Source organism: Bacillus sp. SG20033, from assembly GCF_044570195.1.
GTDB classification, from domain to species: Bacteria; Bacillota; Bacilli; order Bacillales; family Bacillaceae; genus Bacillus; species Bacillus subtilis.
Genome location: NZ_CP172606.1, coordinates 569,099 through 582,783 on the forward strand (window position 1 = coordinate 569,099; position 13,685 = coordinate 582,783).

Consider the following 13,685-nt stretch of genomic DNA (forward strand, 5'->3'; position numbering starts at 1 on the left):
GGAGATACCAACCGATGTTGGTATCTTTTTTGTTTTAGAGTTTTTTTACCCTTTTAGCAGAAAAATGAGTGATGAAAATCTTATTCATTTTATTTACTTTTAGGTAGGTAAAACATACCCCGCCAACTGTAACCACTCCGCCTAGCAGAGAGAGCAGTGTGGGTATCTCGCCGATCCAGAGCCAAGATATGATCAAGGCTAAAGCCGGTGTAACATAAAGTGAAAGGGTTGCTTCTGAGGCACCGACGAGTAAAGTGACATATGCAAGGGCAAAGTATGGCACAACTGTTGGCAATAAACCTAAATAAACAATCGACAATGTAGCGTTCAAAGGTGCGTCTATCACCTCCGAGCCTAAGCCAGGCAAAAAAATAAGCATAGGTACTGTTCCGCCCCAAATGGTGAATGTAACGAATGGAATAAAACCATATTTTTTTATATAGCTAGGTTGAAAAACGAAGTAAATACTTTCAGAAAAAGCTGCCAGCAGGATAACCAAAAAGCCTTTCAATGAGTATGTATTGTCTCCTGTCCCAAATGCAATCAATGACACACCCAGTAAACTGATGACAGAGCCAACCCATTTAGTAAATCCAAAATGTTTACTAAAAAATAGGCGGGACAATATGGCGGAAAAGATTGGTGTTGTGGTGACTAGTAAGCTTGCAACCCCTGCACTAACTGTCCTTTCGCCAATATTTAATAAAATGTGATACAGTGCAAAACCTAAAAACCCTAAAAGAAAAATGGCAGGAATGTCTTTCAAGTCGGGTAGGCGCATCTGAGTCAAAACAGCAAAAAGCAATAATGCCATAGAGCCGATTAACAAACGAAATAAAGCAAGGTGTTCTGATGTGTACCCTTCTAGTCCTGCGCGAATTCCCGGAAAAGCAGATGCCCATAAACCAATCATGAGACTATGAGATATCATTATTTGAACTGTTTTCTTTCGCATTCCTCTCACTCCTCTTTACAAAAACCAACCAGTTATTTAATGTGTTTTTATATTAATAAAGATTTGGTGATATGGCTTCAACCAGTTAAACGGATTTTGACCCAACCAATTTATTTTAAGGAGACCGATTCTATGAGCTTTCCAGAAGAAAAAAAGATGAAAAAGCTCCCTAAGTACAGACAAATTGTTCATTTTATTAAAGAGAAAATAGGAAATGGAGAGTGGCCGATTGGAAGCAAGATTCCAAGCCAGCGCACGCTTGCAAAAGATTTTCAGGTAAATCGGAGCACAGTGATTACAGCGTTAGAGGAATTGATGGCCGATGGGCTAATAGAAGGCACAATGGGGAAAGGCACAGTTGTTATCAACAACACATGGACACTGATGGCTAAGAATTCTGCTCCCGATTGGGATCAATATGTCACCTCTGGCATTCAGATGCCAAGCCGAAAAATCGTTCAAGAGATCAATCAATCAGAATCAAATACAGACCTTATACAGCTCAGTAAAGGTGAACTTTCAGCTGAGATTTTTCCTTTGGCTGTTATGAAAGAGATGATGGGGAAGGTATCTCATCACATGGAGGCATTCGGTTATGAAGAACCAAAAGGTTACTTACCTTTGAGGGAGGCATTAAGCAACTATTTAAAAACCATTGGAATCAACGTCTCATCTTCTTCCATTCTGATTGTCTCAGGAGCGTTGCAAGCCCTGCAGTTGATATCAATGGGGCTGTTACAAAGAGGATCAACCGTTTATCTTGATCAGCCCTCTTACCTTTATTCATTACACGTATTTCAATCAGCTGGTATGAAGCTGACTGGACTTCCTATGGATAATGAAGGACTTTTGCCTGAAAATGTTCATTTAACAAGAGGAGAGCGGGGAAGGGCTATCTTATATACAAATCCATGTTTTCACAATCCGACTGGTATTCTTATGTCTAAAAAGCGGCGTGAAGAGATCCTGACAGTAAGTGAGAATACACAGCTTCCTATTATTGAAGATGACATTTATCGTGAGTTATGGATCGATGAAATTCCGCCATATCCTATTAAAACAATTGATAAAAATGGACACGTACTGTACATAGGAAGTTTATCGAAAACATTAAGCCCAGGTTTGAGGATTGGATGGATCGTCGGACCGGAACCGGTGATTGAACGTTTATCTGACATTAAAATGCAAACAGATTACGGATCCAGTTCGCTATCCCAGAGAGTAGCGGCAGAGTGGTTTACTTCCGGCCACTACCAGCAGCATGTAGAAAAGGTTAGGCAGCAATTAAAGGTGAGAAGAGAATTGGTCTTGAGTGCTTTAGAAACTCATTTGAAAGATGTGGCGACATGGAATATCCCAAAAGGAGGGTTTTTTGTCTGGATAAAAATATTGCCTTCCATATCAATGAAATTACTTTATACTAAAGCCTTATCAAAAGGGATTCTGCTCAATCTCGGCAGTATCTATGCTCAGGAAAAAGGGAATTATATTCGCTTATCATATGCTTATGCATCTCTTGAAGACCTTCAAAAGGGGATTTGTGAGTTGGGTTTAATGATTAAAGAATTGGCAAGCAGGTAACTTTTATATCCTTAAATGGATGTTTCACTAAAAAAGAGATCAAGCCTAATGATCGCTTGATCTGATAATAACAAGGGTTACTAGAATAGACCAAATCATGGTTCGGTCTTAAAATGATCATGTCTCTGAACGAAAAGTCTTTCCGACTTCTCTTCCTAAACCAAAGTAGTGTCTGAAATTATAGATAAGCGGGCTCCATTTGGAAGGGTTGATATGGTTTTCGTCCAGAATGATACTTTCCTCGGCATGAAAATGTAGTGCCTGCGTCTCTACAATTGCGAATGACGATTCATATTCTGGAAGCCGAATGTGTTTCACTTCGGCTTCGATTTGGATAGGGCATTCTTTAATTCGTGTTGGTGATACTGTTTTTGATTGTAAAGGCGTTAACCCTGCTGCCTCGTATTTTTCTTTTTTATATGTAAATCCGAGCTGCTTCTTTAAAGGCGGTATGCTTTTTTTTCCGCTATAAGATGAAATTCTTTCAACGTTTTCCCATAATTCCGGGCCAGGCAAGTTTATGACACACTCTTTGTGTCTTTCCAAATTGTCGATGGCTTTTCCTCCCAGTCCTACTCCAAGGATTATATAATGTCCAAGAGCCCAAGAAGAAGACATAGGACTAATATTAGTGGTTCCATCCTCATTCAATGTGGTTAGAAGAAATGTCGAGGTACCATAATACATGATCTTGGGTTTGATTTCTTTAAATCGACGAGTGTCTCGTTTGATGTCCAATGTTTTTTCCTCCTTGTCACGCTTACATTTATATTGTAAAGGATTAACATTTCAACTATCATCGAAATATGAATGTAAGGAGGAAAATCATGAATCCTAATATTGCAAAAATCTCTTCGCTGCTATCAGATCCCTCGCGTTCTTCCATTCTTCTCAGTCTGATGGATGGAAGGATACACCCTGCGGGAGAGCTTGCATATCTCGCTAACATTAAACCTCAAACCGCCAGTTTTCACCTGAATAAATTGCTTGAAGCAAAGCTGATTAGCGTAGAGAAGCATGGGAGACATCGGTATTACAGATTGGCTGACTCAGATGCTGCAAATGTGATCGAACAATTGCTTCATATTGCGCCTAAAGCAAAAGTCAAATCTTTAAAAGAGTCAAAAGAGAAAAAGGACTTGCATTTCGCCCGTACCTGTTATGATCATTTGGCAGGTTATGTGGGCGTGCAAATGGCACATTCATTAGTTGAGCAGGGGATGTTAAAAAAAGTTGATTTAAACTTTGAGGTGACTTCAGAGGGTGCTTTATTCTTTTCAAAGTTAGGCATCAATGAAGAGCAACAACGGAATAAGAGGAGAGCTTTTGCCCGCTGCTGTTTGGATTGGAGTGAACGGCAGCATCATATTGCAGGAGCATTAGGAAACGCCCTATTGGTGCGCATGTTAGAAGAAGAATGGATCGTTCGTATGCCTAAAACGAGAGCGATTAGGATTACACAAAGCGGGAAAATCGCGTTTGAAAAGCACCTAAACGTGAAGATTTAGGATTTTGAAGCGGAAACACCAGATGATGAGGCACGATATCTAGGAGGAGTAAGATTTGTTCTAATCTTACTCCTTCTTCTTATTTTGAAGCAGCTCGATTCCCCATTGCAATAGAGATGCGGTTCCAACTGTTTATTTGATTAATGATGAGAACAAGGTCAACATATTGTTTTTCATCATAATGTTCCCGCACCCGATGATATAGCTCATCAGGAACCCTTTTAGATGGAATGAGCGTGATGTGTTCAGATAGTTCGAGAGCCGCTTTCTCTTCAGGTGAGTAAAAATCACATTCATTCCAAGCATGTAAACAGTAAATTCGCTGTTCAGTTTCCCCCATTTTGCGGGCATCGGACGTATGCATATCTATGCAGTAGGCACAGCCGTTCATTTGAGAGACTCTGATTTTGATTAGTTCTCTCGTCGTTCGGTTAATTGAGGATTGTTTCGTGTATTTCTCCATATCCATCATGATTTTCATACCTTCAGGTGCAATCTCATAGTAGGACACTCTTTGACTCATAAAGCAAGACTCCTTTCCATAGAATACCTAGATTGTATCCCGGTATTGATCATTTTACCAATGTGCGGTTTGAATGACAGCTGTTTCAGCGTCTTTTGGAAAGAAGCTTCTTTGAATAAAAATAAGGGTAGCCAGCAATGATGAGTGGAGCTGCTAATGCAAGCAGTATCCATGAGCCTGATTGGCTGTCTCTAGTGATTCTAATGAATATATAAGTACCGATCAGAAAATATAATAAAGCACCTAGAAACCAATACATGTTCAATCCTCTTTTTCCTTGCTTTTTGGTTGCGCATTTTTGTCTGTCATATGGCTTAATCGATCAGGGTTCTGATTTTTTAATACCTTTTCGGTCCGGATTCCTTTTCTCTTTAATGATAAAATTGTGAGATCAATCGATTTCAATGATGATCATTCCTTCAATGAATAGTAAGTTCCTTATGATTTTAAAGGTAAATTTGAAAAGATAAAACGTACATAGAGGCAGAACGTTCATGTACGTTTGGGCAATGATCACTTGTTGGAAACTCTAATGTTTCCCTGCACCTGATATTGTTGTGTTCCTTCTCTTCCTATAAAATGATTGGATACATGTATGTTTGCACGTTGAAATATGAGTTCGATTTTCATGAATCTCTATTCGGTGAAACAGGTAAAGGAAGTGGATAAGGTTTGCTTATAAGGAATCCTTTTAAAGATAAATATTACTCACATGATAGGCGGGCATTAAACATGCTTGCACTCAGAGTGCCGGGCCTGGCTTTTATTCTCATGATCTATATAGCCTCTATCGTGCTGCAATTTGTTTCTGGGGGGTGGTCCATTTTATTGCTTTATGCGTTTACCATATTAATCGCCATTTTTGCTTTGCTTCATTGGCACTCATATCGCTGGGTTAAGAAAAGGGTGGTTCTGTATTTTGTGATACAAGGTTTGATCACCTTTACACTTGCTAATCTCATGACTGGCTACCTTATGCTGGTCATCATTGGCCTTTATGCATTTTTGATTGGACAGATTTTAGGAATGGCAGACAGAAGAAGGACGATTCCCATTCTTTATCTATTGCTGCTGCTGGTCATAAATTCGGCGTATCACCTTCATAAAGGTGAAGTTTTGCATTTTATTGTTATTGCTGCGCCGATCATGATTGTCATCATCACTTATGCCGCAACATTTTTTGCCCAAGTCGATGAAAAAATAAAAGCTCAATTGACTCTTGAAAGGCTGGAGCTGGCTCATCAGCAGGTAGAACAGCTGACGCTGCAGAACGAAAGACAGCGGATGGCCCGAGACTTACACGATACGCTTGCTCAAGGTCTTGTCAGTTTAAATATGCAGCTGGATGCGATTCATGTTCATCTCGCCAAAGGCAACACAGAGAGAGCGAAGGAAATCATACAACAATCGATGAAAAGAGTGAAAAGCACATTAGCTGATGCACGTTCAGCTATTGACGATCTCCGCAGCAAATCAGAAGAAATCGGTGTTTTAAAAGAAAGAATTACCTCGCTAATGGATCATTTTATAGAGTCGACAGGCATGGCTTGTTTATTAGATTACAGATTGCATCAGGTGCTGGATGTGCGTACAGCTGAAAACTGTTATTACATCATTGGAGAATGCATGACGAATGCGGCAAAGCATGCTGAGGCGAAAACAATCTGGATATCCATTTGGGATGATGAAAAGGGAAGGCTCCATTTAACAGTTAAGGATAACGGCAAGGGATTTGATGTTGAAAAAGGAAAGAAAAAGAGAGGACATTATGGGCTTCTTGGCATACAAGAACGCGTCAGGGCAATAAATGGCCAATTCAATATCAAGAGTACAAAATTGAAAGGAACACAAATTGAGATCACTGTACCAATTCAGGGAGAGATGCAAGATGAATAAGGTTTTAATCGTTGATGACCATCTTGTCGTGAGGGAAGGTCTGAAGCTTTTAATTGAAACGAATGATCAATACACCATTATAGGAGAGGCGGAAAATGGAAAAGTCGCAGTCCGTCTTGCAGATGAATTAGAACCGGATATCATTCTGATGGATTTGTATATGCCGGAGATGAGCGGGTTAGAGGCCATTAAACAAATAAAAGAAAAACACGATATCCCCATCATTATTTTGACTACATATAATGAAGATCACTTAATGATCGAAGGGATTGAATTAGGAGCGAAAGGATATCTGTTAAAGGATACGAGTTCAGAAACCCTTTTTCACACAATGGATGCAGCGATCAGAGGAAATGTGCTGTTGCAGCCTGATATCCTCAAACGTCTGCAAGAAATCCAATTTGAGCGGATGAAAAAGCAGCGCAATGAGACGCAGCTGACAGAAAAGGAAGTCATTGTTCTAAAAGCAATTGCTAAAGGTCTTAAAAGCAAAGCGATTGCCTTTGATTTGGGCGTCTCTGAGCGAACAGTAAAGTCCAGATTAACGTCCATTTACAATAAATTAGGCGCGAATTCAAGAACTGAGGCAGTAACGATTGCCATGCAAAAAGGTATTCTGACAATAGACAACTAAACTGCATATTTGAAAATTGCCCAAACGTACATGCCCGAATGTACGTTTTTTTCATTTCATTGTCAACTACAATGAGAAAGAATGTGATCAAGCAATGTGTTGAAAGGAGATTATCATGTCAAAAATGTTATATACATTAGGAGGATGGGTTGCTCGCAATCGCATAAAAGCAATATGTGCGTGGATCGTTGTGTTAGTTGCTGCGATAGGCCTTGCAGTGACCTTGAAACCAAGTTTTTCTGAGGATATGTCCATACCTGACACACCTTCGGAAAAAGCGATGGATGTGATTCAAAAAGAATTTCCTCATGGTCCTGATAAAGGGAGCATACGGGTTATTTTCGGTTCTGGTGATGGGGAGAAACTTACTGGGAAGCCAGCAAAAAAAGCAATAGAAGATACGTTCAAAGAAATCAGTAAAGATGATTCTGTTGACTCGATTGCAAGTCCTTTTGTGACAGGGACAATCGCGAAAGATGGCACAGTTGCCTATGCTGATATCAAGTATAAATCATCAGCAGATGATATAAAGGATTACTCTATCAAACACTTAAAAGACAGTTTGAAAATGGCTGATGATGAAGGATTGCAAACTGAGCTAAGCGGAGATGTACCGGGAGCCGAGATGGAGATAGGCGGTGTCTCTGAAATTGTCGGCATTATCTTGGCTTTTGTCGTTTTAGCCATTACATTCGGTTCTTTATTAATAGCAGGTTTGCCGATTTTAACTGCACTGATTGGTTTAGGTGTAAGTATTGGACTGGTTTTGATTGGGACACAAGTATTTGATATTGCTTCCGTCAGTCTTTCATTAGCCGGAATGATTGGCCTTGCTGTTGGTATTGATTATGCTTTATTTATTTTTACGAAACACCGCCAGTTTTTAGGCGAAGGCATACAAAAGAATGAATCAATTGCGAGAGCCGTGGGAACAGCGGGAAGCGCAGTCGTTTTTGCCGGACTTACTGTTATCGTTGCACTTTGCGGATTGACTGTCGTTAACATTCCTTTTATGTCTGCGATGGGGCTGACAGCAGGGCTTAGTGTACTGATGGCTGTTTTGGCTTCCATCACACTTGTGCCTGCGGTCTTATCGATTGCAGGGAAGCGGATGATTCCGAAATCAAACAAGAAAATAGAAAAACAAAGCACTGAAACAAATGTCTGGGGACGCTTTGTCACCAAAAATCCTATCATGCTAAGTGTATGCAGCATTCTGATTTTGATCGTCATTAGTATCCCATCTATGCATTTGGAACTGGGCTTGCCTGATGCTGGGATGAAAGCTAAGGATAATCCGGATCGCCGGGCATATGACTTGCTTGCCGAAGGCTTTGGAGAAGGATTTAATGGCCAATTAACAATCGTAGCGGATGCCGCAAATGCTACAGAAAATAAGGCGGAGGCTTTCGCAGATGCAGTGAAAGAAATAAAGGGTTTAGACCATGTAGCAAGTGTCACCCCTGCAATGCCTAATAAAGAAGGGAACTTTGCCATCATTACGGTCGTTCCGGAAACAGGTCCAAATGATGTCACAACGAAAGATTTGGTACACGATGTACGCAGTTTGTCAGATAAAAACGGAGTAGATTTGCTTGTTACTGGATCGACTGCAGTGAATATTGACATTTCAGATCGCCTCAATGATGCGATACCGGTGTTTGCTGTACTTATTGTGGGCTTTGCGTTTGTATTGCTGACCATCGTTTTCCGTTCGCTGCTTGTGCCGCTTGTTGCTGTTGCAGGTTTCATGTTGACGATGACAGCCACTCTTGGAATCTGTGTATTTGTCTTGCAAGACGGGAATCTCATCGACTTTTTCAAAATACCTGAAAGAGGGCCGATACTCGCGTTCCTGCCGATTTTATCTATTGGGATTCTGTTCGGGTTAGCCATGGATTATCAAGTATTCCTTGTCAGCAGAATGCGTGAAGAATATGTAAAAACAAAGAATCCAGTACAAGCCATTCAGGCTGGATTAAAACACAGTGGTCCTGTTGTTACAGCAGCCGGCTTGATCATGATCTTCGTTTTTGCAGGATTTATCTTTGCAGGCGAAGCTTCTATTAAAGCCAATGGGCTGGCTCTTTCCTTTGGTGTACTCTTTGATGCCTTTATTGTAAGAATGACACTGATTCCAAGTGTCATGAAGCTGATGGGGAATGCAGCTTGGTATTTGCCGAAATGGTTAGACAAGATTATTCCGAATGTGGATATAGAAGGGCATCAACTGACAAAGGAAATACAGCCGGAAATAGATCATGAACAAAAGAAACAAATCAGTGTGTAATAGAAAAAGCAGATCTTTTATGATCTGCTTTTTTGCTTATGGTAGTATTTAGAAGATGAAGTCGGCAGTTAAAAGGAGACGCTTATGGCGCAATCACTCATTTTCGATTGGATGGAACTTTGTTTCATATTGGCAGAAGCTGCATTATACTAGCAGGCATTCCAGGAGAAGTGATAAAGCACATCAAATGATTTTTTTGACGCTGCCTTCTCTCCGTGATGCCTAGGTTCTTGATAATTCTAAGAATAAACCAACTGATCATATAAGAAACCTAAAGAAACAAGCACACAAAACCAGCTGCGGGTTTTGTCCAAGAAAAATAGAGTCCATAAGAGGGACTCTATTTTTTGAAATGCCCGGCTAGAAGCATATTGCAGGACTTTATGAATGCAAATCACTATCTTATAAGCCCTTACCGTGAAATGCCTGTTTCTGCATTGAAAAAACGCATTACACGTTCATTTACGTAAGCGGGTTGTTCCATCGATAAAACATGTCCGGCATTTTTAATGACTTCTGCCTCAATATCAGGAACGAATGAAGAGGCTCGGTGCAGGGCTGAGTGGGGATCATAGATGACTTCATGTTCACCAAGTAATAATAGGATAGGAACTCTTGCTGAACGTAATTCCTCATCGGTAAAAACATACGGAAATCCGTCGGCTTTAGGATTTGGATTTCTTGATCCATCCTGCCACATTACCCCTGCCTGAAACTGCTTCACAAAAATCGGGTGCAGCACATTCTGATCATTCATCATCCAATTTAAGAATTTTTCAACTCCATTTGACGCTGTAAGGCCAAGAGCGTATTTGTAGAAATCGTGATGAAATGGCAAAAACGTTTCTGCCGGACTCAGTATAGCTGCGCTTTTTACTCTCTCAGGCATACGTAAAAGGAAATTCATCGTATGGAGACCGCCAAGCGAAAGTCCGATCATGTGGGACTTTTCGATCCCCAGATTGTCAAACACATCAAGAAGCCAATTGGCGTAATCCGTTCTTGTACCGCTTAAATTCTCAGGAATACTCTTGTTTTTATCACCTATGATATCAACTGCATAAGTTCTGTATTTGCTGCTCCAATCGGCGATGTTGGGATACCACATCGTCGAGCTGAATAATGCTCCGTGGAGTAATACAAGCGGCGGGGCATCCTCTGGGCCGCTTACAATCACATGTGTTTGACCAAAACGAGTAGATATATAGAATGATTTGCAACGGACCGGCCAAAGACTAAGGCTTTCATTATAAGTTTGATAATAGCGGATACCGTTGTCACTTAATTCGGGAATACTAGATGAATGGTTTGACATACAAATGCCCCTCCCAATTTTGTTTAAATGAATGTGCCGTTTCGTGATGGGGAATCTGATTTTGATATAACAGACTTTATTTACAATATAATACAGTTGTTATTCGACGTCAAATCCACGATGAAAAGGAAATAAAACGATTGGAACAGATTATTGAAAATCAATATAACAGAATATTAACCTCTTTTGTGGGAGCCGCTTCATTAAAACCGCAATCCAAATGCATGAATCACAAAAATCACAACAGGAGGGATCAGGAGGGAAGGCAGCAGATTCAGTGTTTTGAACTTCTTGATTCCAAGAATGCTTAGACCTGAACTGAGGATGAGTATGCCTCCCACAATTGTGATTTCATTAATAAGGTCTGTATTGATTGCGCTCTCCATTACTTGTGCAAATAAATAGATGGAGCCCTGCCAGGCAAATAATACAAGTGCGGCAGCCGCTATTCCAAAACCAAAAGTTGAAGCGAGCACAATGGAGGTGATCCCATCTAACATCCCGTTTGTCAGAAGGTATGTATAATCTCCATGCAAAGCGGCTTCAACAGGGCCTAATATTGACAGCGAACCTATACAAAATAATAAGACCGCAGTTGATAAGCCCTCTGCTAAATTGCTTTTAGAAAATTTGTTCACCAGCTTGTTGAATCGTAATTCTAAATTGATGATCTGGCCTAGCAAACCTCCAATGGCTAAACTCACAATGAATAGAATGGGATATTTACTATCAGGCAAGTGCTGTGTAATGGCGTTGATCCCCAGCGCGACCGCAGCGAATCCCATTGCCTGCATCAAAATATCCTGGTATTCATCTTTAATGCCTTTTTTGAATATCCCCCCGATTATGCTTCCTGCAATAATCATCACTGTGTTAAAAATCGTTCCAAACATAAGCTTTCTCCTCCAAAAATCATTCCTGCATAAAAAATAAACCCTCTAGTTAGTAGAGAGTCAAGGGAGATAAAAACATATTCATGAGATTATTTGATGGGCAGCAGGATTTCAGTCACATAATTATCTAGGTTATTCGTAATGCCATAATCAATGAGTGTGATTTCAATTGAGTCCCCTGCTACCTCATAATGATGTTCTTTCATATATGCCAGTAATTTTTTGTAGTATGGTTCGGCTTCTGGATGTGACCCTTTAAACCTAATTTGCAGATATTCTCTTGAAGGAAAGATGATTTCTGAAGAAGTTTTTTCATTTTCATCTTCAAGAATCATAAATATACTGGAATATTTGTCAAACTGTTTTGCTTTCACATTTGCTGCTGATATGGATAAACCGATCTTGCCTATGAATATATCTTCGTTTACATTCAGGTGGATTCTCAATTCAGCTAACGAATGTTCGATATCATGGCCGAGAACATATTCATGCTGCAAGTAAGCCACACGCATTGCGGGAAGTTTGATTTTTGTAATTTGATATAACGGCATGTTAACGGCATCTTCTATATGTGTGATGCGTCGGGAGATCTTTCGTTCAATGCGTTCCAATTCTTTCTTCTTGCGATCAATTTCAGCCTGCTGGCTTTTTAGTAAATGAAGAAGAGTGTTCGTATTTTGAGAGTTATAAAAATCAAGAAGCTTATTGATTGGCAGGCCTAAGGCCCTCAAATACTTGATGGTATCAAGCCGCTCAAACTGTTGGGTAGAATAATATCTATAGTTCGTTTGCTCATCTTTATATTCCGGTTTCAACAGACCGATTTCATCATAATACCGAAGAGCAGAGATTTTCACATTGAATAACCTTGACACTTCTCCAATCGAAAAAAATTCCTTCATTCTAACAACCTTTCTGTCCCTATGATTATATACATCCACATTATATAGTACGCTGAGTTCTAAAGGTAAAGTTTGCAGCATAAAGAAAAAACTCCTTCTAAAAAGGAGCTTTTCATTCTTCGAAATAAGGATTCACATGGATGAGCACTTCTTCTACATCTGAAAACTGTCTTTTGATTTCATTTCGAATTTCGCGGGCGATGTCGTGTCCCTGCTTAATTGTCAAATCATGATCCAAAGATAAACGGACATCAAGCAATTTATAGTGGCCATGTTCTCTCGCGCGGATTCTATCAATTCGTTTTACCTGATCACATTGAAAAATAACAGCTTTATATTCCTCTATCAGCTCGGGATCAACACTCTTTTCCATGAGCACATCAACAGACGGCCTGATTAATTCCATTGAAATCTTAAAAATGAGGTAAGCAACGATTGCACTGGCAATGGCATCTGCGTACAACAGATAGGGCCAGCCGCGGGTGTTTCCGATGATAGCCAACAGGACGCCGATAAAAGCGGCAAGAGAGGCAACGATATCGCCTTTATGATCGTACGCAATCGCTATAATCGCTTTGCTGTTCCATTTTTCCCCTTGCTTTATAGAATAACGATATAAGATTTCCTTAGCCACGTACGAAATCAGAGCCGCAAACAATGCGCTGTATTGGGGAACGCTTGGCCCTTTAACAAAGGACAGAATCGCTTCTATGAGGATATAAACGGATACGATCACTAAGATAATTCCTACAATCGCCTCACTAATGACTTCAGCTTTTCCGTGACCAAAAGGATGATCTTGATCGGGCGGTTTATTGGAAATGCCGATCACTGCCAAGACTGCAATCGAAGCAACGACATCTGCCGCGGAATGTATTCCGTCTGCAAACACGGCTTCACTATCGCCTGCCAGCCCAAAAAAGACCTTTCCTGCCATTAAGATCAGATTGGCGATCAATGCAATCAAAGCAACTTTTCTGCTTATTTGTTCTCTTTCACTTGCCATTTTTTCCTCCTATAAAACTGCACAAAAAAAATAGGAGTGCTCTATATACGCTCTCCGTATCCTTTCCTGTGTAATCACTTTGCTTATCATACCAATTCAATTTCGAGTGGGTCTATAGCAACGTTGTTTCCTGTTTACTAATAAATAAGGTGACAGAAAAAAAGTTGGAGCTGTGCTAAAAG

The 13,685-nt window shown here is 40.2% G+C and carries 14 protein-coding genes; 5 read left to right on the top strand and 9 right to left on the bottom strand.

The features are described 5' to 3' along the window. Positions 1 to 34 precede the first annotated feature (34 nt). Entirely contained in the window at positions 35 to 955 is a 921-nt protein-coding gene (locus ACFVP7_RS02960; RefSeq protein ID WP_338732454.1) for an EamA family transporter, read from the bottom strand. 132 nt (positions 956 to 1,087) lie between these two features. On the opposite strand from ACFVP7_RS02960, the gene ACFVP7_RS02965 reads away from it, so the two are divergent. Beyond that, the gene (locus tag ACFVP7_RS02965) at positions 1,088 to 2,536 is read left to right on the top strand and encodes a PLP-dependent aminotransferase family protein (RefSeq protein ID WP_338734121.1); all 1,449 of its coding nucleotides are present in this window, start codon (positions 1,088 to 1,090) and stop codon (positions 2,534 to 2,536) included. Positions 2,537 to 2,653: 117 nt separating this feature from the next. On the opposite strand, the gene ACFVP7_RS02970 is transcribed toward ACFVP7_RS02965, so the two are convergent. Further along, a complete protein-coding gene (locus ACFVP7_RS02970; protein WP_338732456.1) occupies positions 2,654 to 3,274 on the bottom strand; it encodes a flavin reductase family protein in 621 nt (206 codons plus the stop codon). Positions 3,275 to 3,363: 89 nt separating this feature from the next. Between ACFVP7_RS02970 and ACFVP7_RS02975 the strand changes: the two genes are divergently transcribed. Further along, entirely contained in the window at positions 3,364 to 4,044 is a 681-nt protein-coding gene (locus tag ACFVP7_RS02975; protein ID WP_003244115.1) for a helix-turn-helix transcriptional regulator, read from the top strand. A 79-nt stretch (positions 4,045 to 4,123) separates the two neighbouring features. Here the strand turns inward: ACFVP7_RS02975 and ACFVP7_RS02980 are convergent, their stop codons facing one another. The 3 genes from ACFVP7_RS02980 to ACFVP7_RS02990 form a co-directional block, all read right to left on the bottom strand. Beyond that, complete coding sequence (locus ACFVP7_RS02980) at positions 4,124 to 4,567, bottom strand: carboxymuconolactone decarboxylase family protein (protein ID WP_014478970.1); 444 nt, start codon at positions 4,565 to 4,567, stop codon at positions 4,124 to 4,126. 85 nt (positions 4,568 to 4,652) lie between these two features. Continuing rightward, the gene (locus ACFVP7_RS02985) at positions 4,653 to 4,832 is read right to left on the bottom strand and encodes a hypothetical protein (RefSeq protein WP_080019537.1); all 180 of its coding nucleotides are present in this window, start codon (positions 4,830 to 4,832) and stop codon (positions 4,653 to 4,655) included. Continuing rightward, positions 4,829 to 4,972, bottom strand: a complete 144-nt coding sequence (locus ACFVP7_RS02990) for a hypothetical protein (RefSeq protein WP_014478971.1) — start codon at positions 4,970 to 4,972, stop codon at positions 4,829 to 4,831. Before ACFVP7_RS02990 ends, ACFVP7_RS02985 begins: the two co-directional genes overlap by 4 nt. Before the next feature lie 267 nt (positions 4,973 to 5,239). Here ACFVP7_RS02990 and ydfH point away from each other — a divergent pair, with 267 nt between their 5' ends. The 3 genes from ydfH to ACFVP7_RS03005 all read left to right on the top strand — a co-directional run bounded on the left by ydfH (position 5,240) and on the right by ACFVP7_RS03005 (position 9,387). Continuing rightward, positions 5,240 to 6,463, top strand: coding sequence for a two-component system sensor histidine kinase YdfH (ydfH, locus tag ACFVP7_RS02995; protein WP_015252722.1), 1,224 nt, complete (start codon positions 5,240 to 5,242; stop codon positions 6,461 to 6,463). Further along, positions 6,456 to 7,097 (top strand): two-component system response regulator YdfI, encoded by a 642-nt coding sequence (gene ydfI, locus ACFVP7_RS03000; protein WP_003234184.1) that lies wholly within the window; start codon positions 6,456 to 6,458, stop codon positions 7,095 to 7,097. Before ydfH ends, ydfI begins: the two co-directional genes overlap by 8 nt. 115 nt (positions 7,098 to 7,212) lie before the next feature. Then, positions 7,213 to 9,387 (top strand): MMPL family transporter, encoded by a 2,175-nt coding sequence (locus tag ACFVP7_RS03005; RefSeq protein WP_338732461.1) that lies wholly within the window; start codon positions 7,213 to 7,215, stop codon positions 9,385 to 9,387. A gap of 412 nt (positions 9,388 to 9,799) precedes the next feature. Here the strand turns inward: ACFVP7_RS03005 and ACFVP7_RS03010 are convergent, their stop codons facing one another. The 4 genes from ACFVP7_RS03010 to mneP all read right to left on the bottom strand — a co-directional run bounded on the left by ACFVP7_RS03010 (position 9,800) and on the right by mneP (position 13,503). Then, the gene (locus ACFVP7_RS03010; protein WP_086343503.1) at positions 9,800 to 10,702 is read right to left on the bottom strand and encodes a carboxylesterase; all 903 of its coding nucleotides are present in this window, start codon (positions 10,700 to 10,702) and stop codon (positions 9,800 to 9,802) included. 203 nt (positions 10,703 to 10,905) lie between these two features. After that, positions 10,906 to 11,595 (bottom strand): DUF554 domain-containing protein, encoded by a 690-nt coding sequence (locus ACFVP7_RS03015; protein WP_024572371.1) that lies wholly within the window; start codon positions 11,593 to 11,595, stop codon positions 10,906 to 10,908. Between the two features lie 89 nt (positions 11,596 to 11,684). Then, positions 11,685 to 12,497 carry a MerR family transcriptional regulator gene (locus ACFVP7_RS03020; RefSeq protein ID WP_338734123.1) on the bottom strand — a complete coding sequence of 271 codons (813 nt, stop codon included), beginning with the start codon at positions 12,495 to 12,497 and terminating at the stop codon, positions 11,685 to 11,687. A gap of 112 nt (positions 12,498 to 12,609) precedes the next feature. After that, complete coding sequence (gene mneP / locus ACFVP7_RS03025; protein ID WP_038428417.1) at positions 12,610 to 13,503, bottom strand: manganese transporter MneP; 894 nt, start codon at positions 13,501 to 13,503, stop codon at positions 12,610 to 12,612. Positions 13,504 to 13,685: the final 182 nt, after the last annotated feature.